The sequence below is a fragment of the Microbulbifer sp. MI-G genome, assembly GCF_030440425.1.
Classification (GTDB): domain Bacteria; phylum Pseudomonadota; class Gammaproteobacteria; order Pseudomonadales; family Cellvibrionaceae; genus Microbulbifer; species Microbulbifer spongiae.
Genome location: NZ_CP098023.1, coordinates 1,407,085 through 1,431,029, shown reverse-complemented (window position 1 = coordinate 1,431,029; position 23,945 = coordinate 1,407,085). Strand labels below are relative to the sequence as shown.

General features: G+C 52.6%; 17 protein-coding genes and 2 tRNA genes. 11 read left to right on the top strand and 8 right to left on the bottom strand.

What is annotated here, in order from left to right; all coding sequences use genetic code 11:
* Positions 1–157: 157 nt before the first annotated feature.
* A tRNA-Val gene (locus M8T91_RS06060) sits at positions 158–233 on the top strand.
* A gap of 49 nt (positions 234–282) precedes the next feature.
* Positions 283–359 (top strand) — tRNA-Asp (locus M8T91_RS06055).
* A gap of 312 nt (positions 360–671) precedes the next feature.
* Here M8T91_RS06055 and M8T91_RS06050 read toward each other — a convergent pair.
* The 4 genes from M8T91_RS06050 to M8T91_RS06035 all read right to left on the bottom strand — a co-directional run bounded on the left by M8T91_RS06050 (position 672) and on the right by M8T91_RS06035 (position 7,047).
* Positions 672–2,240: an AbgT family transporter gene (locus M8T91_RS06050; RefSeq protein WP_301417803.1), complete on the bottom strand. Its 1,569-nt coding sequence runs from the start codon at positions 2,238–2,240 to the stop codon at positions 672–674.
* A 91-nt stretch (positions 2,241–2,331) separates the two neighbouring features.
* A complete protein-coding gene (locus tag M8T91_RS06045; RefSeq protein WP_301417801.1) occupies positions 2,332–3,339 on the bottom strand; it encodes a tryptophan--tRNA ligase in 1,008 nt (335 codons plus the stop codon).
* Between the two features lie 637 nt (positions 3,340–3,976).
* A complete protein-coding gene (locus tag M8T91_RS06040; RefSeq protein ID WP_301417799.1) occupies positions 3,977–6,025 on the bottom strand; it encodes a ricin-type beta-trefoil lectin domain protein in 2,049 nt (682 codons plus the stop codon).
* 731 nt (positions 6,026–6,756) lie between these two features.
* The gene (locus M8T91_RS06035; RefSeq protein WP_301417797.1) at positions 6,757–7,047 is read right to left on the bottom strand and encodes an ArsR/SmtB family transcription factor; all 291 of its coding nucleotides are present in this window, start codon (positions 7,045–7,047) and stop codon (positions 6,757–6,759) included.
* A gap of 104 nt (positions 7,048–7,151) precedes the next feature.
* Between M8T91_RS06035 and M8T91_RS06030 the strand changes: the two genes are divergently transcribed.
* Complete coding sequence (locus M8T91_RS06030) at positions 7,152–8,066, top strand: permease (protein WP_301417795.1); 915 nt, start codon at positions 7,152–7,154, stop codon at positions 8,064–8,066.
* Positions 8,067–8,352: 286 nt separating this feature from the next.
* Here the strand turns inward: M8T91_RS06030 and htpG are convergent, their stop codons facing one another.
* The 3 genes from htpG to M8T91_RS06015 form a co-directional block, all read right to left on the bottom strand.
* Entirely contained in the window at positions 8,353–10,266 is a 1,914-nt protein-coding gene (htpG, locus tag M8T91_RS06025) for a molecular chaperone HtpG (RefSeq protein WP_301417793.1), read from the bottom strand.
* Between the two features lie 99 nt (positions 10,267–10,365).
* Positions 10,366–11,568, bottom strand: coding sequence for a serine hydrolase domain-containing protein (locus M8T91_RS06020; protein ID WP_301417791.1), 1,203 nt, complete (start codon positions 11,566–11,568; stop codon positions 10,366–10,368).
* Positions 11,569–11,808: 240 nt separating this feature from the next.
* Positions 11,809–12,411, bottom strand: a complete 603-nt coding sequence (locus tag M8T91_RS06015) for a peroxiredoxin (protein ID WP_301417789.1) — start codon at positions 12,409–12,411, stop codon at positions 11,809–11,811.
* Between the two features lie 311 nt (positions 12,412–12,722).
* Between M8T91_RS06015 and M8T91_RS06010 the strand changes: the two genes are divergently transcribed.
* Both M8T91_RS06010 and bfr read left to right on the top strand, forming a co-directional pair.
* On the top strand, positions 12,723–12,956 hold the full coding sequence (locus tag M8T91_RS06010; RefSeq protein ID WP_436970327.1) for a bacterioferritin-associated ferredoxin: 234 nt from the start codon (positions 12,723–12,725) through the stop codon (positions 12,954–12,956).
* A 958-nt stretch (positions 12,957–13,914) separates the two neighbouring features.
* Complete coding sequence (gene bfr, locus M8T91_RS06005; RefSeq protein ID WP_301417787.1) at positions 13,915–14,394, top strand: bacterioferritin; 480 nt, start codon at positions 13,915–13,917, stop codon at positions 14,392–14,394.
* 117 nt (positions 14,395–14,511) lie between these two features.
* Here bfr and grxD read toward each other — a convergent pair whose 3' ends face one another.
* Positions 14,512–14,844, bottom strand: a complete 333-nt coding sequence (grxD, locus tag M8T91_RS06000; RefSeq protein WP_301417785.1) for a Grx4 family monothiol glutaredoxin — start codon at positions 14,842–14,844, stop codon at positions 14,512–14,514.
* Between the two features lie 307 nt (positions 14,845–15,151).
* On the opposite strand from grxD, the gene M8T91_RS05995 reads away from it, so the two are divergent.
* The 6 genes from M8T91_RS05995 to M8T91_RS05970 all read left to right on the top strand — a co-directional run bounded on the left by M8T91_RS05995 (position 15,152) and on the right by M8T91_RS05970 (position 23,865).
* Positions 15,152–16,327 (top strand): aspartate aminotransferase family protein, encoded by a 1,176-nt coding sequence (locus M8T91_RS05995; protein WP_301417783.1) that lies wholly within the window; start codon positions 15,152–15,154, stop codon positions 16,325–16,327.
* Positions 16,328–16,360: 33 nt separating this feature from the next.
* On the top strand, positions 16,361–17,275 hold the full coding sequence (argF, locus tag M8T91_RS05990) for an ornithine carbamoyltransferase (RefSeq protein ID WP_301417781.1): 915 nt from the start codon (positions 16,361–16,363) through the stop codon (positions 17,273–17,275).
* A 797-nt stretch (positions 17,276–18,072) separates the two neighbouring features.
* On the top strand, positions 18,073–21,006 hold the full coding sequence (locus M8T91_RS05985; RefSeq protein WP_301417779.1) for a ribonucleoside-diphosphate reductase subunit alpha: 2,934 nt from the start codon (positions 18,073–18,075) through the stop codon (positions 21,004–21,006).
* A gap of 448 nt (positions 21,007–21,454) precedes the next feature.
* Complete coding sequence (locus M8T91_RS05980; protein WP_301417777.1) at positions 21,455–22,720, top strand: ribonucleotide-diphosphate reductase subunit beta; 1,266 nt, start codon at positions 21,455–21,457, stop codon at positions 22,718–22,720.
* A gap of 86 nt (positions 22,721–22,806) precedes the next feature.
* Positions 22,807–23,211 carry a hypothetical protein gene (locus M8T91_RS05975; protein ID WP_301417775.1) on the top strand — a complete coding sequence of 135 codons (405 nt, stop codon included), beginning with the start codon at positions 22,807–22,809 and terminating at the stop codon, positions 23,209–23,211.
* A gap of 201 nt (positions 23,212–23,412) precedes the next feature.
* A complete protein-coding gene (locus M8T91_RS05970; RefSeq protein ID WP_436970326.1) occupies positions 23,413–23,865 on the top strand; it encodes a GFA family protein in 453 nt (150 codons plus the stop codon).
* Positions 23,866–23,945 lie beyond the last annotated feature (80 nt).

Here is a 23,945-nt window from a genome sequence, read left to right as displayed (position 1 = left end):
TCCAATCTGCCGGAAATTTGTTGATTATAACAGCGTCACCAAGCCGCGGACACGCCCGCAAACCCCCGCCCAAAAGCCTTGATACACTGATCGGCAAAAAATAAAAAAGGCGTTGACGCCGCAAAGAATATCATTAAGATACGCAGCTCCTGACACGGGGTGGTTAGCTCAGTTGGGAGAGCGACGGCCTTACAAGCCGTAGGTCACAGGTTCGACCCCTGTACCACCCACCACTTCCCCAGCGACTGCTTAGCAGGGCCTTGATAGGGAAGAGAAAAATGCGGACCGGTAGTTCAGTTGGTTAGAATGCCGGCCTGTCACGCCGGAGGTCGCGGGTTCGAGTCCCGTCCGGTCCGCCATCTGTAAAAAGTCCCGCCCGAAAGAGCGGGACTTTTTTATTTGTGCAAACAGCCCATTGCTGCCCTTTTACTCAACTCTCTGCCAGTTGCCGCACAATCAACCCTATTCGTCCAACGGGGGGATACACAGATCCCAGTTGGTGCAGCCTGTCAGTCGGTGTGCCACCCCTTCAAATCCAGAGCCGCCAGGGCTTCAAGCCGACTTATCCCCCACCGGTGCCTGAAGAGCTTCACCGGTGCGGGGGACAGTGCCCATAGAGCCTGCTGGTTGCAGAGATCAAATACTGCCGCGGGCAGCTCTGCATACAGAGACTAGGGATAGGTATAACTGGCCTGCAGGCCCAGAGGCATGCCCAGATTCCAATAAATCACCAAAAACAGGGACCAGCACAACAGGAATACCACGGAATAGGGCAGCATAATGGATACCAGGGTACCAATCCCCGTATTCTTTACGTAGCGTTGGCAGTAGACAACCACCAGGGGAAAGTAAGGCATCAGCGGTGTGATGATATTTGTGGACGAATCGCCCACCCGATAGGCCGCCTGGGTCAGGTCTGGAGAGAAACCAATCTGCATCAACATGGGTACAAAAATTGGCGAAAGCAGTGCCCATTTGGCGGAGGCGGAACCTACAAACAGGTTGATAAACGCCACCAGCACAATGATGCCCATCAGCGTTACCGGGCCTGGCAGGTTCATGGCAGCAAGCAGGCTGCCACCCTCCACCGACAGCAGGGTGCCGAGGCCGGAGCGGGCAAACTCGGCAATAAAGAGCGCACAGAAGAAAGCCATTACCACATAGTAAGCCATGGAGCCCATGGTTTTCGACATTGCATCAATCACATCCTTGCTCTGGCGAAAGGTTCCGGCCACATAACCAAATACAACACCGGGGATGATAAACAGGAGGAAAATCAACGGCACGATAGATTGCATCACCGGGGCACTGAAGGAGGCCAGCTGCCCCTGGGCATCGCGCAGTGCCGATGTTTCCGGCAGCATCCAGGCCACAAGCCCGACTACACCGGCAACCATCACCGCTACCGCCAGATACATGGCCTTTTTTTCACGGGCACCCAGCGACTGCATTGCCGGCATGTCCTCTTCATCACCGTCAATAGCAACACCCTTTAAGCGCGGCTCAATGACTTTATCGGTGAGCCACCAGCCCAGCAAGGTTACTACCAGACAGGACGCCGAAGTGAAAAACCAGTTGTTCAACGGGTTAACCTGCATCTCCGGATCGACAATCTGTGCCGCGGTTTGGGTAAAACCCTGCAGCAGGGGGTCGATGGCAGAGGGGACAAAGTTTGCTGAAAATCCCCCGGAAACCCCGGCAAAGGCCGCGGCGATACCCGCCAGGGGATGGCGGCCGGCCGCATAGAAAATCACTCCGCCGAGAGGAATAACCAGTACATAACCGGCGTCCACTGCCGTGTGACTGACAATGGCCACCAGTATCAACATCGGGGTCAGCAACATCTGTGGGGTCACAGCCAGAAGCTTTTTCAACACCGCGTTGATAAAGCCACTCTGTTCCGCTACACCGACCCCAAGCATGGCCACGAGGACGACACCCAATGGCGCAAAACTGGTAAAGGTCGTCACCATACCAGAGAGAAAGCGCGCCATCTCACCACCGGAAAGCAGGTTGGTTACCTGAATGGCCTCACCGGTAGCAGGGTGCAGTGTGTCAAAACGCACACCGGACAACACCCAGGACAGCACCCAGACCACCACCATCAGAACCAGAAAGAGCACCGCCGGATCGGGCAGCTTATTGCCCACCACCTCAATACCGTTGAGTGCCCGGTTGATCCATCCATTCTTGCTGGCGGCATCGGCACCTGCAGAAGAATTTGCCTGAATGTTTTCCATAATAAAGCCCTGTACTTTCGTTATTTTTTATGACTTTGTAAAATCACGGGGAAATCTCCAAAGCCATGCCCCCACTGCATTTAAACCCCGGCTAACAAATCTTGCGGATGCCGACCGCGTGACGCAAATTTTCCATAAAGGGTGCCGAATAGGCCCGCGCCTTGGCTGCGCCTTTCTCCAGCACCTCCTCAATCAGTTCCGGACTGGCAAGCAGCGCATGGTAACGCTCGCGAGCCTCACCGATCTGGCCATCAATCAGTGCAAACAGCCGCTGCTTGGCCTCGCCCCAGGCAATACCCTCCTCAAACTCCCTGCGCATCTCCGCTGCCTGCACCTCTGTAGCAAAGGCCTGCCAGATCTGGAAGACCGTAGAAGTATCCGGGTCTTTGGGCTCACCCGGCTCCAACAGATTGGTTTTGATCTTATTGATATGCTTTTTCAGCTGTTTTTCCGCCAGAAACAAAGGGATGGTATTACCGTAACTCTTGCTCATCTTGCGACCATCCAGACCCTGTAACACCGCCACATGATCGTCCACTACCGCCTGCGGCAAAGCGAAGTGCTCCCCATAGTGATGATTGAATCGCTGGGCAATATCCCGGGCCATTTCGATATGCTGCATCTGGTCCCTACCCACGGGCACCATATTGGCATTAAACATCAGAATATCTGCAGCCATCAGGATCGGGTAGCTGTAAAGCCCCATGGTGATACCAAAATCAGAATCCTCCCCATCGGCACGATTGGCATCCACTGCCGCCTTATAGGCATGCGCGCGATTCATTAATCCCTTGCCGGTCATACAGGTCAACAACCAGGTCAACTCGGGAATTTCATGGATATCGGACTGACGGTAGAAAACCACATTGTCAGTATTGAGGCCCAGGGCCAGCCAGGTTGCGGCGATTTCCAGGGTGGACTGATGCACCTGCTCGGGGTCCTGGCACTTGATCAGCGCGTGGTAATCTGCCAGAAAGTAAAAAGACTGGTTCCCCTCATCCTGACTGGCGGCAATCGCCGGTCGGATTGCACCCACATAATTACCCAGATGAGGGGTGCCGGTGGTAGTAATACCGGTTAATACGCGCTGCTTGGTCATAAATCCTTCGTATTCCATACTATATTCAGGCAATAAAGGGCGGATAATACCCTGTTAATGGCTGCGATTGTATCAACCGAAGGGAGCGACCGATAACCCGACCCCGATACAGTGGCTCAGAAATGCTGGACATGGCCACGCCTCCCCTGCCCCTGGGGCCAAGCCGCTCTGACAATCCACCTCAAAGCCAGTCGGGGAAAGGTCCGAGTATCAGCGCCGTGCACAGCCGTTGCTGCACTTACGATTTTTTTATACTGACCCCATCGGATAGCAGGCCTCCCGCTTGTCACCGGGCCGGAAGAGTTGCCCCTGCCGGGCCAAATCTTCACCTGCGACAAGACACTGCAAGCATTCCTCGACAAATCCTGGACCCTGACGCACCATCCAACCCATCAACAGTTTCAAACCTAATTTTCCTTACACAGTGACTACCGGATGGGTATCAAACCACCATAAACGGGCGTGGCGATTAAGAATGCGAACGGCGCAGAGCGACTGCGCTCCAGAGGCAAAGAGTAATATACAGATACTGAAAAGCGTCTCTTTTAAAGTCAGAAAGGAGTTAAAAATACCGACTGGGCCCGACAGAGCGCTGTATTACAGTGAAAACTGCCAGGCCAGATTTACGGGTTATCAATTACCACATAATAAATTCTGTCTCTGAGAGAGAGTAGGTATCGATTACCAGCGGCCAATACACCGAATTGTTCAAGCGTAGATCGTCATCGAGATACCACCGTTGTGAATCCGAACCGTTACACACACGCCATTCAACCTGGTTGGCCTGGCTACTGTTTACATCCAGGCATTTACCGTCATTGTAGATGGTGCCATCAATATTGATCTGCAGGAACTGGTTCCCAGCTTCCTGGTCATTGTAGGGTTTACAGACCCCATCAAGCAGCTGGCCACCCTCATCATCCAGACAGTCACGAACACTGCTGTCAGCAAGCATCAAGCGGCCCTGCACCTCTGGAAAAAGCCATTGTTGATTCCGATTTGTTGCATTACAGCCCCAAAGCCAGACATCATTTCCATTGGATGTGTTGCCCTGACTGAGATCGAAACACTTGTTGGTATCAGGATTTCTTAACTGATTTTTTACGATCAACCACTGCTGGTGGCGATTATTGCCATGATCACTGCAATCCCAGAGCTGAATCCTATTGCCGTTTTCACTACCTCCGCCGGAATTATCCAGGCACTTGCCCAGTGAACGGACAGTGCCATCGGTTGAAAAGGTCCAACGCTGTTCGGGTACCTGTGTGGGTAGATCCATGCATCCCCAAATAATGATCTGGGTACCGTTATCGCTCTGTGCGCCACTCACTTCAACGCACTTGTTATAGTCCTTTACGGGTACCAAGCTGCCTTCTCTAGCGGGAATTACCCAGGAGTAATCCGCCCTAAAGTCCAGCCTGCTGCAGTCAAACAGATCAATATTTTCTCCATTGGCATTGGCACCACCGACCTGCCGATTGACATCCAGGCACAGCCCCCTGTGTGGATTTTCAATAAAACCATTTTGATGATCCACAGCCCACCGCTGGCTTGTGCTTCCTGAAACACATGCCTGCAATTGCACGTTATATTGATTGTTTGCATCAATGCCCATACACATTCCCATGGCGCGGACGGTTCCATCTGCAGAAAATGACCAGCGCTGCCCCGGCCTCGTTTCACAGTCCCATAACTGCAGGTTGGCTCCGTTGACTGGCTGCCCGCCAGCAATCTCTACACACTTGTTTTTATCTCTTAAACGGAGCGCCAAATGGCCTTCTCCAGCAGCGCCCCCCAATTGGAAGCCCACGGCTGAATGATCCGAGTAAACCGGCAGATTCCTGCCCCCAAAACCCGCGATCAAATCACTGGAAACGGCAAAATCAAGCTCCCCGGGTCTTTCATCGTTGGTTGGAAAGATATGTGTTGGCTGAAAGCTTCTGTAGAGATGACTCCCATTTGGCAAAGTCGGCGTCAGGTCCGGCAGTGTATTGCCGTTAGCATCCGGGTATTCATGGTTTTCCAGATCCCGGTTAAAGTCTCCCAACGCCAACCAGGAAGCACCGGCATGGGTTTGTGCGATCTCCTCCAGTATGGTATCTGCATTATTCAGTCGGGTACGCCCATATGAACCGGCATGGATAGTGTAGACAGTGGTAGGGGTACTGCCCTGAGCGCCAGAATTGATGGTGATTCCAAAACTTTCGCGACTCGTTCCCTCAGTTGCCGCGTGAATATAAACATCGCTGGCACGGTACCGTGAAACAATGGCAATATTGGTACGCCGGCCATCGGAAGGAGTGTCATGGTCTCCAAAGACAGGCAGGTGATAAATATAGTAGGTCTGCCGGTTTACGGTCCATCTGTACTCTGAGACTACCGCTCCGGGCACTTCGGAGTCCTCCCAACTATTGAGGGGCGTACCGGCTGAGGCCGGCACTGCCCCGGCCTCTTGCAACGCCACCAAATCCCGCGAAGCTCCCAGATATTCTCTCTCACCGGTTAAAATACCCTTAACATCCACCTCCCAGGTGCTGTCGGTATCACTATTTGCGCCCTGCATATTGAAAGTGGCAAAACTAAAATCGCCGATATGCGCCTGAGTGCCGTTTGAAAATAAAATAAACAGTAGTATTGCCACTGAGTATCTTATTACCAAAGGTAGTCGTTTGTTGATTGCATTCATATGACATCCCTGTATATTTTTTGAAAAAACCAAACGGAATCAAATGTACTGCCTTTTCTTTTCCCCTTGATTCGAGTGAATGTTATAACATCCTAATGACAGTTGTTACAATCACCAAAGGTCATTTCTCGCGCAGATAAAATCAGCTTTTATCAACTTTACCGTTCAGTAAATTTTCCTGCATTTATTTGTTGTCGACCCTGAAAAGTCGCCACACATATCCAACAATACCGCAAATAGTTTGACTACCGAGCCTTTTCTGCCCACAGGCAGTTTCAAGCTACCAACTTGTACCCAACACCGCCTCAGATTCCATCCTGCAAACGCAAAGGTAATGCACCGGTAGGTATTCCGCTGCCCAAGCCCTGGCAAAAACCAATTTGTACATTGAATACAGGGTGATTCAGGATACTGAGAAAGATACAAGTACCGATTGGTATCGAAATCACTCTAATTACCACGATATCTTGAAGACAGCCTTTACTCCCCTTCAGATATTGAATGCCCATTACGCAAACCCAGGAAACAGATGTGCCTTAAAAATATCTCTGACTCTCAGGACCTGGCTTGTGGGTATTTTTTACCGGGCTCAATCACAGGCAGGACAAATAGCGCGAAATAGTATTTTAAACAGCCGTGAATAACGCATGGTCGGGAGGCATTATTGAAAAATACTCTGTATGACCTCAGATCGGTAATCGAATATGGTGCCAACCCTGGAAAATAGAACTTCACCGCTGATCCGAACAGCACTCATCTTGCAAGAAATCTATAACTGCCTGAAGGTGCCCATAGTCAGGCTGGCAATACAGCGTTCGCCCTTCACGATTTTGTGACAGTAAATTTGCTGAAACAAGGCTTGAAAGGTGGTGGGACAGGGTTGAGTTGGGAATGCCCAATTCTTGTTGAAGAGCACCCACCGCCAAGCCCCGATGCCCCGACCTGACCAGGCGTTTAAAAATCGCCAGGCGGGTTGGGTGCCCCAGCTCTTTCAATGCCTTTGCAGCAACCTCTACATCCACGGTGACGCCCTCCGCAATTCAACTATTTCCATATTACCAGAAATAGCTTGACAGGAAAGAAATTATTTCTATAATTCTGGTAATATAGTTTTTGGAGAAGGAAAATGTCCATCGACACTGCACTATTAACCGAATCAGCCCGCCTGTTTGCGGTTTTAGCAGCTGAACTTACCGGTCTATTTCTGCTGATCAGCTATGCTGTGGGCTACCTGCAAACCAGGTTACCACCGGAGAGAATCCAGAGGATACTGAGCGACAAGCATGGCCATGGCTATATTGCTGCCGGCTTCCTTGGGGCAATCACCCCCTTCTGCTCCTGTTCAACCATCCCCTTTTTAAAGGGCTTGCTCAGGGCAAAGGCTGGATTTGGCACCATGCTGGTTTTCTTGTTCGCGAGCCCTTTGCTGAACCCGATTATCATCGGGCTGTTTGCAGTGACTTTCGGGCCACAGGTTACCCTGTTTTATTTTGTTATTGCCATGAGTGTGTCGGTTGGTGGTGGCATTGTCCTTGAAAAACTGGGATTCGAAAAGTACGTTAAACCGCAATCCTATCAGACACCCAGTCCCAGCGAGTGCAATACCGGCTGTGGGGGAAAAACCGAACCGATTGCGATTTGGAAAAAAGTATGGTTATCCACCTGGTCTGACTTCAAAAGAGTTCTGCCCTTCCTCCTTGGCGGTATTGCCGTTGGCTCTTTGATCTACGGTTTTATGCCGACAGAATTCGTGGCACAAGTAGCCAGTGAAAAGAATCCATTTGCGATTCCGGTAGCCGCGATGATCGGAATACCGCTTTATATCCGGGCAGAGGCCGTTATTCCATTGAGTGCGGCACTGACGGCAAAAGGCATGGGCTTGGGTGCAGTGATGGCATTAATCATCGGCAGCGCAGGGGCAAGTTTGACCGAAGTCATACTATTGAAATCCATTTTCAGGAATCAGATGATTGCCGCCTTCCTGGTAGTCATCCTGGGCATGGCCACTGGTGCAGGATTTCTCTACCACTTTCTTTTCTAATATTTCTGGCACTGTTGCCAGCGGTTTCTCGCACAGGCAAAGGGGTGCGAACACTTCAGCCGGACAGATAATCCCCAGCGTTATGAGCACCGCAGATCAAAGGTTTGCACTGCGAACCCTGTATCAATACAGGGTATACAAGCCATGAACCTACCCGGTTGGAACAACCGGGTAAATTGCCTGGTTAAGCGGGGGCTGGGGAGGATAAAAAACGCGGCAGTACCCCAGTGGGGTTTGCCGCGCGCCTCCTCCAGCTGACACTTTGGGTCGATACCGGGCAATGGCTTTAACCGTGCATTTCCAGCAATAGCGTATTCAGGCGCCGCACATAATCCGCCGGATCTGCCAGTTGATTACCCGCCGCCAGGTTGGCCTGATCCATCAGTATATTGGTGAGATCCGCAAAGCGATCTTCATCCTGCTCCTGGTCCAGACGCTGCACCAGCGGGTGAGATGGGTTCAGCTCGAAAACAGGCTTTGTCTCTGGCAGCGCCTGTCCGGCCTGCTCCAGAATGCGGCGCATTTGCGGCCCCATATCCTGTTCAGTAACCACCAGGCACGCCGGGGAATCCACCAGACGGGTGGTGGCGCGCACAGACTCAACGCGGCCATCCAGAACCGCTTGTACCCGCTCAACCAGGGCACCGGACTCCTGCTCGACTTTCTCGCGCTCGGCCTTATCCTCCTCGCTTTCAGCTTCCCCCAGATCCAGGGCGCCCTTGGCCACATCCTGAAACTGCTTCCCGTCGAACTCATTCATGTGACCCACAAACCACTCATCCACCTGATCGGTGAGCAGCAGTACCTCAATGCCTTTCTTGCGGAACACTTCCAGATAGGGACTGGATTTGGCAGTGGCGAAGTTATCCGCGCACACATAGTAAATGGCCTTTTGGCCCTCTCTCATACGGCCAATGTACGCTTCCAGTGACTGGTCCTGCTTCTCTGTATCGGTATGGGTGGTGGCGAAACGCAGCAGCCTGGCAATTTTTTCCTTGTTGGAGAAGTCCTCGGCCGGGCCTTCTTTCAACACATTACCAAACAGGTCCCAGAATTTCTGGTACTGATCTGCATCCTTTTTCGCCAGCTTGTCCAGCATATCCAGGACGCGCTTGGTGAGGGCACTCTTGATCGCATCGGTGTTGCGGTCCTTCTGCAGAATTTCGCGGGACACATTCAGAGGCAGATCATTGGAATCCAGCACCCCCTTCACAAAGCGCAGGTACAATGGCAGAAACTGCTCGGCATCATCCATGATAAAGGTGCGCTGAACGTAAAGTTTCAGACCGCGAGCGGCATCGCGTTGATAGAGGTCAAAGGGTGCACGCGCAGGAATATACATCAGGCTGGTGTAATCCAGCTTGCCTTCTACCCGGTTGTGACTCCAGGTCATGGGATCGTCGAAATCGTGGGAGATATGCTTGTAGAATTCCTTGTACTCCTCGGACTTCAATTCGGACCTGGGACGGGTCCACAGTGCCTGGGCGGCATTGACCGCTTCAAACTCAGGGGCTTTCTCTTCCTGCTCTTCACCTTCTGCCGCCGGTGCCTGCTCTTTCAGCATTTCCACAGGAATCGCAATATGATCGGAGTACTTCTTGATAATAGAGCGCAGGCGCCAACCGTCGGCAAACTCCTTAGCGTCCTCTTTCAAGTGTAATACCACGCGGGTACCCCGCTGGGGCAACTCGACAGTTTCCACCGAGTATTCCGCCTCGCCATGGCATTCCCAATGCACTCCCTGATCTGCACTGTGACCTGCTCGACGGGTAAAGACATCCAGCTTGTCGGCAACAATAAATGCAGAATAAAAACCCACACCAAACTGCCCAATCAGGTGTGCATCCTTTTTTTGATCGCCGGTCAGCTGCTGCATGAATGCAGAGGTACCGGATCGAGCGATGGTGCCAAGGTTTTCAATCACTTCATCGCGACTCATACCAATGCCGTTATCGGTAATTGTCAGGGTGCCTTTTTCCTTATCAAACTCAACCCGGATACGCAGGTCGGTATCTTCAGCTAGCAACCTGGGCTTGGACAGCGCCTCAAAGCGCAGCTTGTCTGCAGCATCGGAGGCATTGGAAACCAACTCGCGCAGGAAAATCTCCTTGTTGGAGTACAGCGAGTGGATCATCAGGTGCAGTAGTTGCTTGGCTTCCGTCTGGAATCCATGGCTCTCTTTTTGGGCCTCAACGGTCATTTATCAGATCTCCCCAGTCACGTCTATCAGAACAGGTAACAGATATTGGGACCCACTGGCGGGTTTCAAGGGGAGGAAACCAAAGTGATACTCGGTAAATTACCGGCCTCTAGCAGCCTTGGCAGTGGCCAAGCTGCCTTTACCGGTGATGTCGATCACGAAATTTGCGGTTAAGTCAGAGATCACGCGGGATTCCGCGTTCATTAGAATTGCAATACCAATCTTCTGCTTCTCGGAGTAAGCCACCGCTGCACGAAAGCCCGCCACCCAGCCACCATGGTAGATGATGCGGTCATCTCCAATCGTGTAGAGGCGCCAACCCAAACCATAGCCGGCATGGGACAGGTAATCCCGCCAGATACGGTGACGCATATGGCGCTGAGTGGCCACGCGTTCGGTAGTCATATCTTCAATCACTTCAGGAGACAGCACTTTCGGGTAGTAACCCATCTGTGCCTTCAACCACTGGGCCATATCGGAAATGCTGGCATTGACACCGGCGGCAGGGGCAGCAAAATAATACTCTTTTTCCACTTTCACCGGTCGCCAGCCCTTGCCGGTCTGCACATGGGGTGCGGCGCGGTTGCCGGAGGCCATAAAGCTCTCCCAGCCCACAGAGGCATTTCGCATATTCAGGGGAATAAAAATACGCTGCTTGAGTTGCCTGGCAAAAGAGATTCCCGTAGCTTCGTAGATAACATCCTCTATCAGGCTGAACAACACATTCTGATAGCCATAACATTTTCCGGGTGTGCAGCGGGGGTCGATATTGGCAAACTTTGGCAGTATTTTGCTGAGCGGCTTGTTGCTCTCAAGGTAGTCGTCATAGGCATTCGGAGTCAGACCCGAGGAGTGGCTCAACAGGTGCTCCACCTGCAGCTGGCGCGATAAAGCCGGGGTTTTGAAACTCAGGTCGGGAATATAGTTGACCACCTTGTCGCTCCAACTGAAGCGCTTTTCATGCTCCAGCATGGTGGCCATGCTTGCGGCGAATGTTTTCGATACTGAAGCCAGGCGAAATACCGTGTCCCGGTCCACCTTGCCGGCCTTGCCCCTGGTCCGCACGCCGTAGGTGCCCATAGCAACCACCCGGTTACCATCAACAATAACGTAGGCGCCACCGGGGATGGACTTGCCCACCATCAACTGGTGAAAGTAACGGTCAAATGCCTTGGCCCTGGCATCAATATCAACTGCACGCGCAGGCAGCACAAGTGCGCCCACAAACACCATTAGTGAAAGGATCCACGCTTTCCCGATGCGCAGTTGGTAGACGATATTTGGTAGAATTGCAGGTCTCATACGTAAATCGAGCCGCCAAAGCAATCCAATACTTGCTGATAAGACTAGCAGTCAGTGGCTAAAAACTCTATTTAGGCGCCACATAAGACTGACTGTAGGATTCTAGTCACAAACAGCCACCTTCCACAGGATCACCGGTTCCGCAACTCCAGGCTGCTTTACTGGCGCATATAAAAACAAAAAAACCGCCTTTCGGCGGTTTTTTAAACTTGGAGGTTTTCCTCCGGCTGGTAGCCGGGTTTATAATTCCTCGGCGTGCTCACTCAGGTAAGCTGCCACACCCTGTGGAGAAGCATTCATCCCCTTGTCGCCCTCCTGCCAGCCCGCCGGGCAAACTTCCCCGTGTTCCTGATGAAATGCAAGGGCATCAACCATGCGCAGCATTTCGTCCACATTGCGCCCCAGCGGCAGATCATTGACAACCTGGTGACGAACCACACCTTCCTCATCTATCAGGAAGGAGCCGCGGAAGGCAACACCTGCATCGGCCTCCACATCGTAGGCTTGGCAGATTTCGTGCTTCACATCAGCAACCAGCGTGTATCTCACCGCACCAATGCCACCCTCGCTCACCGGGGTGTTGCGCCACGTATTGTGTGAAAACTGGGAATCGATGGAAACGCCGATAACCTCTACGCCGCGCTTTTCGAACTCGGCAAAGCGGTGGTCAAACGCAATCAGCTCAGAAGGGCATACAAAGGTAAAGTCTAATGGATAGAAAAAAACTACTGCCTTTTTCCCTTCAATAGATTCTTTTAGGTTGAAAGAGTCGACGATCTCGCCATTACCCAATACCGCCGCCGCAGTGAAGTCCGGGGCCGGCTTGCCTACCAAAACTGCCATAAATAACCTCCTCAATCCAATGATGGTTTGTTGATGATGTATGAAATGCTCAATTTATACGCAACAGCTATAGATCAATTAAGATGTGATAGTGGGGGGCTATGATACACACCCTCTGATTCCAAACCCATAAATTTTTTAAATGAGGTTGATAGCAAAACTGCGTCACCTGATCCGAGCCCAGAATGGGCAATTAGTCACCATTCGGCCGAAGAAAAAGGCAGCCTGAGCTTAAACAAGGAGAGCTATGGACTATATCGAAATATTATTGACACTCATTCTCAACTACAATACAGTTTGCACAATTGGAATTGAGCGAAGCTAACGAAGCTATGTATGTGTGTATCTGCAAAGGCATAACCGACCGCCAAATCAAAGAGGCTGTCTATGGTGGCTCCACCTCCGTCAAGGCATTGAGGCATCACCTCGGCGTATCCTCACAGTGCGGCCGGTGTGCGGAGCTGGCCAAGGAAATCATTGAAGAAACCATGAGCGTAGGCATGATCACCTCTGCCAACACAGGCCTGTTTTATTCCGCCAGTTGATCCCGATTTTCCCCATTTGCTCTTCAATCACCATCCATCGCAGCTTTACACGCTGGGCAAAAACTGCCACACCAAGCACTAATTGACTGACTTAAAAAGCACTTCGCCCAAGGTTTTCCAGGCAATTGGCACCCTTCCTCACCAGCTCCCAAACACTCTCTTCCAGCCTGGGACCGCAAGCCAGCATCATTTACCTCCTCAAGCACCCTGCAAAAGCATCCACAGAACTACCACCCCGGGTAACCGATGATGCCCACTGCCATATTCCCCCGGCGTTTTTGCGCCAGGCTCCAATAGCCATTAAACGTTTTAAACACAAAAGCTACTGATCAATCAAGCAATCCCCATTGCAGATTACTGTGTGGGGGGAAGCAAATCTTCTTGCAAGCACTTATGCGCGCGCGCTGTAAGCTGGCTATGGCCTTACAAGGAGATTTTCCCAGCATGTTTCAGATGAGACGGTTTTTCCATTTCTCAGCATCTGGAGAATAAAAATCGTTCTCAATCATACTCTCGATTTAATCCGATAATTATCGAGCACAATCTTTGCTTCATCCCTATTCTGTAAGCCGAAAACGAAATCATTTTCGTTGGAGTTTTTGGCCGGATTTGTGTTAAAACCCCTGCCTTTTATGCTTTCTGCGGCAAATAACTTTTTCTTGACTTGCCGTATTTCGCAACGCACACTCGGCCCGAATTACCGTTGTCGCCCTACAATAAGTTATGAAAATCGGTCAGCCACAAAATTTAACCACCAGCAATCCTCAATGGCTATGATTAACCCAATATCAGTTGACTTGGCGGGTTATTCAAGAACAGGAAATCGCGGTCACTGGCTGGCGCGAATACTGGGGATAGCGGCAGCCGCATAGAGTGATGCCGGCATTTCAAGAGCGGCTGTCAATCAGGCATTCACCGCCACCCGAATTGGGCTGGCAAGGCCACAGGAGCAAAAGTGATGAAAGGCGATCCCAAAGTGATCGAATATTTAAATACTGTACTGGGCAATGAACTGGTAGCAATCAACCAGTATTTTCTGCACGCCCGCATGTACGACAACTGGGGATTAAAGGCGCTGGGCAAGCAGGAATACCACGAATCCATCGATGAAATGAAACATGCCGACTGGCTAATCGAGCGGATTCTTTTCCTGGAGGGCATTCCAAATCTACAGCATCTGGGCAAATTGCTGATTGGTGAAAATACCGAGGAAATGCTCAAATGTGACCTGAAGATAGAATCTAAAGCGATTCCCGATCTGCGCGAAGCCATTGCCTACTGCGAATCTGTACGGGACTATGTCAGTCGCGAGCTTTTGGAAAAAATCCTGGAGTCCGAAGAGGAGCACGTGGATTGGTTGGAAACGCAACTGGAACTGATTGACAAGGTGGGTATCCAGAATTACCTGCAGTCCCAAATGGAAAAAGCATCCGATTGATGCTTTGCAGCGCCACTGCACTACCTGCCACCAGCAATACCGCGGCCAAAGCCGCGGTGAGTTTATCGTTTTACCGGTCAGTATCTGCCCGCGAATTCCTTTCCAGCAATAGCGACTTTACTGATCATCTTCACCCTCGGCAGCTGCCTTATCAATCAGGTTTTTCAGTTCGCCATTCTCGTACATTTCCATAATGATATCGCAGCCACCAATCAACTCCCCATTTATCCACAGCTGTGGGAAAGTTGGCCAGTTGGCATACTTCGGCAATTCAGTGCGAATATCCGGATTGGACAAAACGTCCACATAGGCAAAGCGCTTGCCGCAGGCCATCATCGCCTGGGAGGCCCGCATGGAAAAACCGCATTGGGGGGCATTGGGGCTACCTTTCATGTAGAGCAGGATGGCGTTGTCAGCAATCTGCTGTTGGATGTTCTCCAATGTGTCCATAAGTATGAAAAACCTCATGTGATGGAAGCAAAAGAATCATTCAGTGCTAACCGCACCGGCACCCAGCCATAGCGCACTGGCTGAGCATTGTACCCCAGTGCAGGCTAAAAGAAGTACCTGCCCCTGTACATATCAAGCCCCAGCCAGAGAACTCCTTAATAATAAAAAGCCCAATGAAGAGCATACGCGAAACGTAGCTTGTGCTAGCATGGCGGGCACCGAACATTTCGCGGGATAGCCAGCTTAAGACCGAACTTTCTGCGGAAACCCCAGCATACTTTCCACAACCAGTTAAGGAGGCGCCACTGTGGCTACCCCCACGCTGATGGACACTTATGGTGAGAGAACCCTGACTCTGACCCGGGGAGAGGGTAACTATGTGTGGGACCACCAGGGCCGAAGGTATCTGGATGCCATTTCCGGCATTGCAGTGTGCGGTCTCGGTCACTGCCATCCCAAGGTCACCGAGGCTCTCCAGGATCAATCCAACATCCTCCTGCACGTCTCCAACCTGTACAACATTCCCGCACAGCAACAGCTGGCTGACCGACTGGCATTCGTGTCCGGTATGGACAATGTGTTCTTTTCCAACTCCGGGGCCGAGGCCAATGAAGCCGCGATCAAACTGGCCCGCAAGCTCGGCAGTGAAAGGGGTCTGGCAACACCACAAATTGTGGTGATGGACGGTGCCTTCCACGGTCGCACCCTCGCCACCCTGACGGCGACAGGGAATGAAAAAGTGCAGCGGGGCTTTGCCCCCCTGCCCGAAGGTTTTCTGCGAGTGCCTTTTAACGATGTCGCGGCCATCGAACAGCTCGCATCAGAGCACCACAGCATCGTTGCCATACTTGTCGAACCGGTACAGGGCGAAGGTGGTATCCGCGTACCCGATGCGGACTACCTGCCGACGCTGCGCACTCTTTGCAACCGGCAAAACTGGCTGCTGATACTGGATGAAATACAAACTGGTAATGGTCGCAGCGGCAAGATGTTTGCTTACCAGCATACAGGGATCGTGCCGGACGTACTCACCACCGCCAAGGGACTCGGCAACGGTGTCCCCATCGGCGCTTGCCTGGCCCGGGGCAAAGCGGCCCGGCTGTTTACCACCGGTAGTCACGGCTCCACCTTTGGCGGCAACCCCCTCGCCTGCCGCGCCGGCCTCGCTGTTCTGGAGACACTGGAGAGAGAGTGGCTGATTGAGCGCGCGGAGAAACTGGGGGAACACTTATTGCAAGCACTGCGGATGCGGCTCACGGAATGCCCTGTGGTTGTGGAAATTCGTGGTCTGGGCCTGATGATTGGCATAGAGATAAACCGTCCCTGTGGCGAACTGGTGGAAAAAGCTCGAGCACAGGGTTTGCTGATTAATGTCACTGCCGGCAATGTGCTCCGCCTTCTGCCGCCACTCACACTGACTGATAGCGAGTGCCATCAATTGATCGATGCCATCAGTACCCTGATTCAACAATTTGCACGGTAAATCGCCCAAGAGGCCAATGCAGGAGAGCAACACATGGCGATCAGACACTTTCTCACTTTGATGGATTTATCCGCAGAGGAACTCAAACACATCATAGAGCGCGCCATCGAACTGAAAAATCTGCGCCGCCAGGGCATCGCGACCGACCTTTTCCGCGGCAAGGTACTGGGAATGATTTTCGAAAAATCCTCCACCCGTACCCGTGTTTCCTTCGAGGCCGGCATGGCACAAATGGGCGGGAGCGCCCTCTTTCTGTCCCCACGCGACACGCAGTTGGGGCGTGGTGAACCCGTTGAGGACAGCGCACGGGTGATCTCACGCATGGTGGATATGGTTATGATCCGCACCTTCGACCATCAAACCCTGGAGCGCTTCGCCACCTACTCGCGGGTTCCGGTGATCAATGCCCTGTCCGACAGCTACCATCCCTGCCAGTTGCTCGCCGATATCCAGACCTATATGGAGTACCGCGGCAACCCTGAGGGCAAGGTGGTAGCTTGGGTCGGCGATGGCAACAATATGTGCCACTCCTATATCAATGCTGCACGTCTGTGCGGCTTCGAACTGCGCATTGCCTGCCCACAGGGTTACGAGCCGGATGACAATCTGGTCGCGGCAGGGAGGGAGCAGGTAAAAGTTGTGCACAACCCCGTGGATGCTGTGCGCGGCGCCGACTGGGTTGCCACCGATGTCTGGGCCTCCATGGGACAGGAGAGAGAGCAACAGGTGCGCACCAGGGCGTTTGAACACTTCCTGGTGGATCACCAGTTGATGCGCCACGCCAACAGCAATGCCCTGTTTATGCATTGTCTACCCGCCCACCGCGGTGAAGAAGTCAGTGCCGACCTCCTGGAAGACGAAAACATCTCGGTAGTCTGGGATGAAGCGGAAAACCGCCTGCATGCACAAAAAGCATTGATGGAATTTTTACAGGAGCACAGTGCTTAACAGGCGGTTCCGGCGCACACGCGGTAGACCTCACCTGTACCTGCCGATAGTGCCTGCACCAATGCTCAGTGACCCTCTTTCTACCGACTCTCCCGCTTAGCAAGGTTTCTTAGGCAGGGAAAGAGGCCTGGGGCAAAAAACAGCTATCCATTCACTTTTGGGGCAGTAAAAAATTTCTTAAATCGAAGGATAATGAATAATTTTACGTCAAACTTTGGAATAAGTGAGTAATTAATTGCTTAGATGGTAAGTATTTCCTAATAATTATTGCTTTTGTTAATTTAGACAGTCTCGTCTATTTAAAAAAATTGTAAGGGTCTGTACCGGCTTTTTTCCCCAGGTTCCAATCTCATTGCAGCTCAATAGTGGCGGGGCCTGGCAAAGGAGTGACCACTGACTTATTGTGTCTACCCACAATATATCCACAAACAACCACAAGGTTATTCGCCTTGAATTGGTGCTCCCACCGCATTATCTTGTAGCCCAATCAAGGATAACCCCCTATATATTGGGGTAATGATTCAGAAGCACTCCCAAGTGGCAGGACGGATTCCGGCGGTCCGCCTAACTTTTGGCAATGGGCGTCAGAGGTTTTTGATTCAAAGCGGGATCGCGGGCATTTGAACCAGAGGTATTTTCAGCCAAAGATACCAGCCAATATACCCTTGCTGGGAGCGGCACGTTGGATCGCCTGTTCCAGAGCGAGAGGGGCTCACTGGTAAAGCAATGAACCCGCTATTTACAAGCTGCCCCGCACACAGGCGAACGGGCAACAGTACAGATTTTCGGAGATTTACATGCACACAGAGACAGGGCACCCTCAAACCGTGCCCGGGGAGAAATCGGGTACCAGCAGCGGCCAAACCAGTGGCGGCACCACCCTGATTGCCACCGCACCGGGCCAGATCCGCGTCATCAAGCGCAACAGCACCGTTGTACCTTATGACGATGGCAAAATTTCTGTCGCACTCACCAAGGCCTTTCTGGCTGTTGAAGGCGGCACTGCCGCTGCTTCCAGCCGTGTCCACGAACTGGTCGACGAACTGGTAAAACAGATCAGCGCCACCTTCAATCGCCGCATGCCCTCTGGTGGAACCATCCACATCGAAGAGATCCAGGACCAGGTGGAACTCGCCCTGATGCGCGCCGGGGAACACAAAGTTGCACGGGACTATGTACTCTACCGTGAGGAACGCGCCCGTCTGCGTGCCGAAAGGGACAAGCCAGGGCAGCAGGTGGGGCAAGCCGACACCCATCCGAGTATTCGTGTAAAGCTCAGCGATAACCGCCTGGTGCCGCTGGATATGGAGCGCCTGCGCACAGTTGTGCGCGAGGCCTGTGAGGGTCTCAAGCACGTCAATAGTGAGACAATCCTGAGTGAAGCCCTGAAAAACCTGTATGAAGGTGTTTCCGAAAACGACATCAACACCGCATTGGTCATTACCGCACGCACCCTGGTTGAGCAGGAGCCCAACTACACCTATGCCACTGCCAGCCTGCTGCTGGATAAGCTGCGTGCCGAAGCCCTGCGCTTTCTGGGCATTGCAGAGCGTGCCACACAACACGAGATGGAAAGGCTTTACTCTTCCACACTGCCCACCTACATACAAAAAGGGATTGAGCTGGAGCTGCTCGACCCGGCCCTGGCCACCTTCGACCTGGAAACCCTCGGCCAGGCGCTGAAAGGCGAACGCGATCACCAGTTCACCTATCTTGGCCTGCAAACTCTATATGACCGCTACTTTTTGCACAGTGACGATATTCGCTTCGAGCTGCCGCAGATCTTTTTTATGCGTGTCGCCATGGGCCTGAGCATTCACGAAGAAAACCGGGACGAGCGCGCAGTTGAGTTCTACAATCTGTTGAGCTCCTTCGACTACATGAGCTCAACCCCAACCCTGTTTAATGCCGGCACCCTGCGCCCGCAGCTGTCTTCCTGCTACCTGACGACAGTGCCGGATGACCTGCACGGCATTTACGGCGCTATCCGTGATAATGCCATGTTGTCCAAATGGGCTGGCGGTCTCGGCAATGACTGGACCCCGGTGCGCTCCCTGGGCTCCTATATCAAAGGCACCAACGGCAAGTCCCAGGGTGTGGTGCCCTTCCTGAAAGTGGCCAACGACACCGCAGTAGCGGTAAACCAGGGCGGCAAGCGCAAAGGCGCTGTGTGTGCCTACCTGGAAACCTGGCACCTGGATATCGAGGAATTCCTCGAGCTGCGCAAGAACACCGGTGACGACCGCCGCCGCACCCACGATATGAACACCGCCAACTGGGTGCCCGATCTGTTTATGAAGCGTGTGTTCGAAGACAGTGAATGGACTCTGTTCTCCCCGGCGGACTGCCCGGACCTGCACGACTTGTTCGGTAGCGCGTTTGAAGAGCGCTACGCACACTATGAGAACATGGTCGCAACAGGCGCTCTCACACTGTACAAGAAGATCCGTGCGCTGGACCTGTGGCGCAAGATGCTGGGGATGCTATTCGAAACCGGCCACCCCTGGATCACCTTCAAAGACAGCTGTAACCTGCGCAGCCCACAGCAGCACGCCGGTGTGGTGCACAGCTCCAATCTATGCACCGAGATTACCCTCAACACCAAAGCCGGGGACGAGGTTGCCGTCTGTAACCTGGGCTCGGTCAACCTGGCCCAGCACATCGCTGAAAACGGTGAACTCGACCGCGCCAAGCTGGCAAGTACTGTGAAGATCGCAGTGCGCATGCTGGACAATGTGATCGATATTAATTACTACGCCGTTGAAAGCGCGCGCCAGTCCAACGTGCGCCACCGCCCCATTGGACTGGGAATGATGGGCTTTCAGGACGCACTGTACAAAGCCGGGATTGCCTATGCCAGTGACGAAGCGGTTGCCTTTGCCGATTGCACCATGGAAGCCATCAGCTTTGAAGCGATCTCCGCCTCCAGCGATCTGGCTGTTGAGCGCGGCAAGTACCAAACCTATGAAGGCTCGCTGTGGAGCAAGGGTATCCTGCCACTGGATTCTATCCAGATCTTGAGCGAGCAGCGTGGGTCGCAGTTTATCGAGCAGGACACCCGCTCCACTCTGGATTGGCATGGCTTGCGCGAAAAAGTAAAAGCCCAGGGTATGCGCAACTCCAACGTGATGGCCATCGCTCCAACGGCGACGATTGCCAATATCACCGGAGTTTCCCAGTCAATCGAACCGACTTACCAGAACCTGTATGTGAAATCGAACTTGTCCGGCGAGTTCACCGTGGTAAACCCCTACTTGGTGCACGACTTGAAAGATCGCGGCCTTTGGGATCAGGTGATGGTCAATGACCTGAAATACTACGAGGGCTCTGTACAAAAAATTGACCGCGTACCGGATGACCTGAAAGCGATATACCGCACCGCATTTGAAGTGGAGCCACGCTGGATCGTGGACGCCGCCAGCCGTCGCCAGAAATGGATTGACCAGGCCCAGTCCCTGAATCTGTATATCGCCGGTGCCGATGGCAAGAAGCTGGACCTGACCTACCGCATGGCCTGGTTCCGTGGCCTGAAAACCACTTATTACCTGCGCGCTCTGGCTGCAACCACCACGGAAAAATCTACCGTGAACAGCGGCGCTCTCAATGCCGTCAGCGCGAGCGGGGATAACGCTGTGGTCACAGCGGCCGCTCTCGCACAGCAGGCGCCCGTAGCAGCAACAGTGCCCCAGGCCTGCTCTCTGGATGATCCAGACTGTGAAGCCTGTCAGTAAATTCGGCCCCTTGGGGCCAGTACCCACTCTCGGGGGAGAGCGTCGTAACCGCAGGTGCGGGCATGACCATGCGCAGCGACCCCGGCCCACCCGGCAAAAAACATGCCGGTATACATTAACGGGCCGGGGATCGTTTGCGATCTGCTCACCACGGACACTCCCCAAAGCAACTGGGATAAAGACTGCCGTACCCGGTTCGCACACAAGCACAAGCTTTCATCAAAACGGCGCATGCCGACGGGAGTAGGCAGGTTAAAAGCCAGGTGCGCTTGATCTGGCACAGAGTTTTTGTGCCCGGACAGGTTAAAAATACCGGCAGCAATAGATAACTGCCGGTAAAAAACTGGTGCGCCACCCCTGACTATCCTTACCCTGTGAGTATCAAGTCAGGAAAACCAAGGACAATTTATCGAATGTTCGATAGCAAAACTGATCAAAAGGGCCAACTATGCTGAGCTGGGACGACTTCGACACAAAGCCCCAACAATCCGACAAAGTAACCGAACCGCGACCGGCGCCGGAAGCCCGGGCGAAATCCACCCACGAGCCCAGCACTTCTCGCCCGGTGGAAGCCACAACGCCGCCAGCCAGTTCGGCGTCGCCTGCGGTCCAAGGCGGCGCCACTGCCGTTGAAGCCGCGCGCGCAGCAGTTGCCACTATGGATCCGGCCCCCGGCCTGGAGGAGCTGGAAATGGGCGCAGCCCGTATTCAGGTGGACGAGAAGCGCATTATCAACTGCCGCGCTGACCTCAACCAGTTGGTGCCCTTCAAATACGACTGGGCCTGGCAAAAATACCTGGACGGTTGCGCCAACCACTGGATGCCACAGGAAATCAACATGAATAAAGATGTGTCCATGTGGAAAGACCCCAACGGTCTGACCGGGGACGAGCGTCGCATCGTGATGTATTCCCTTGGCTACTTCTCTACTGCAGACTCCCTGGTGGCAAATAATTTGGTGTTGGCCATCTATCGCCATATCACCAACCCGGAGTGTCGTCAGTACCTGCTGCGCCAATCCTTTGAGGAAGCCATACACACTCATGCCTACCAATACTGCGTGGAATCTTTGGGGATGGATGAAGGCGAAGTGTTCAATATGTATCGCGAAGTGCCCAGCGTCGCCAAGAAGGCTGCCTGGAGCCTTTCCCACACCCAGGCCATCGGCGATCCAAACTTTAAAACCGGCACTGTGGAGACCGATCAGGAGCTGCTGCGCAACCTGATCGCTTTCTACGCCGTTACGGAAGGTATTTTCTTTTACTGTGGCTTCAGCCAGATTCTGTCCATGGGCCGCCGCAACAAAATGACCGGCGTTGCTGAACAATTTCAGTATATCCTGCGCGATGAGTCCATGCATCTGAACTTCGGTATCGACGTGATTAACCAGATCAAGCTGGAAAATCCGCACTTGTGGACTGCGACATTCCAACAGGAAGTGACCCAGATGATCCTCGAGGGCATGGAGTTGGAAGTGGCCTATGCCCGTGACACCATGCCCCGCGGCGTACTCGGTATGAACGCAAACATGATGGAGGAATACCTGCACTTTATCGCCAATCGCCGCCTCAGCCAGTTGGGCTTGAAAGAACAATTCCCCGGCGCTCAGAACCCCTTCCCCTGGATGTCTGAAATTATGGACCTGCGCAAGGAGAAAAACTTTTTCGAGACACGGGTTATCGAATATCAGACCGGCGGTGCACTAGTGTGGTAAATCCCAGCAGTGAACTATTCCTGCTTCCCCCAAAGCGGGGCTCCATTCGGAAACCAAAGTGATTACCATTAACAGAAGTGCTATCTGTGAATGCCTGTATCAATATAAAAGGGGCTACCTCAGATTCGACTGAAGAAATTCCGCAGAAAATCAAGCAGAGAGAAAGAAATTACTACAAGAAACCGTCACTCACAGGAAGAGACGTATTGAAACGGGCGCAAGCCCGTTTTTTCTCTACCACAACCGAATTGCAATACAAGGGGGTAGTATTCGCTTCAGAACCACACGCCCTAAAGATGGGCGTGAAAACACCTATCACCCCACCCCGGATCCCCTCTCCTCCTCTGCCGATGTCCAATAGCGATACCGCATTTATACAATGGCCATCAGCCCAGCGTGCTGCTTTCCCATGGGAGTTTGATGGTCAGTATTGGTGGGTGATGCCCACTTGGGTCAGTAAATACCATTTGCGATGGGCTTATCAGGAATAGAAAGGATGCTAATTAGCCACATACTCGTGCGAAGAATTTGATAAAGAGGACCTGAGTAAACAATTTTTCGTGATACTTCGCGACAATTGGCATTTCTTTCGCCTCACATTGCAGGAGATTTATGCCGCTAGGGAATATTATTGCTAATCTATTGCGATTAAAACAAGATCCTGAGTAATAGCCTAGGAGAAGGAGGAAGGTATGAATGGAAAATGCCTCTGCGGTGCTGTCGAGTTTCAGCTGGATGAGCCACTACCCAGTCTTTATCAGTGTCACTGCTCACTTTGTCGCAAGTTGACTGGCTCCTCGTCAGATACGGCCATGTTTATTTCCCGCGATCAGTTTCGCTGGGTGCGCGGACTAGACAAAATTTCCTCATACAGGACCAACACAGGCTATCGCTCAGACTTTTGCAACTGCTGTGGCTGCACAGTACCCCATCTGATGGGTAAAACCAGCTACTTTTGGGTTCCAGCCGGCCTTATTGATGGCGAACTGCATAGTCAGGTAGTAGCACATCTGTGTGTAGACTCCAAAGCCCCCTGGGATCTCATTGGCGAAAGAGGCGTACGCTTTGCAGAAATGCCAAGCATGGAGGTGTTAAGCCGGCTTCTGCATGAAAGCATTGAGAAAATTGAAAGCAACTTGGTTTAGGCATAGGGGCTTGGGGAGAGAGCCAAATCATTGCCGATCACTGCAGCCCCTGCTCTTTGGATTGGCCTTTTACTTCGCAA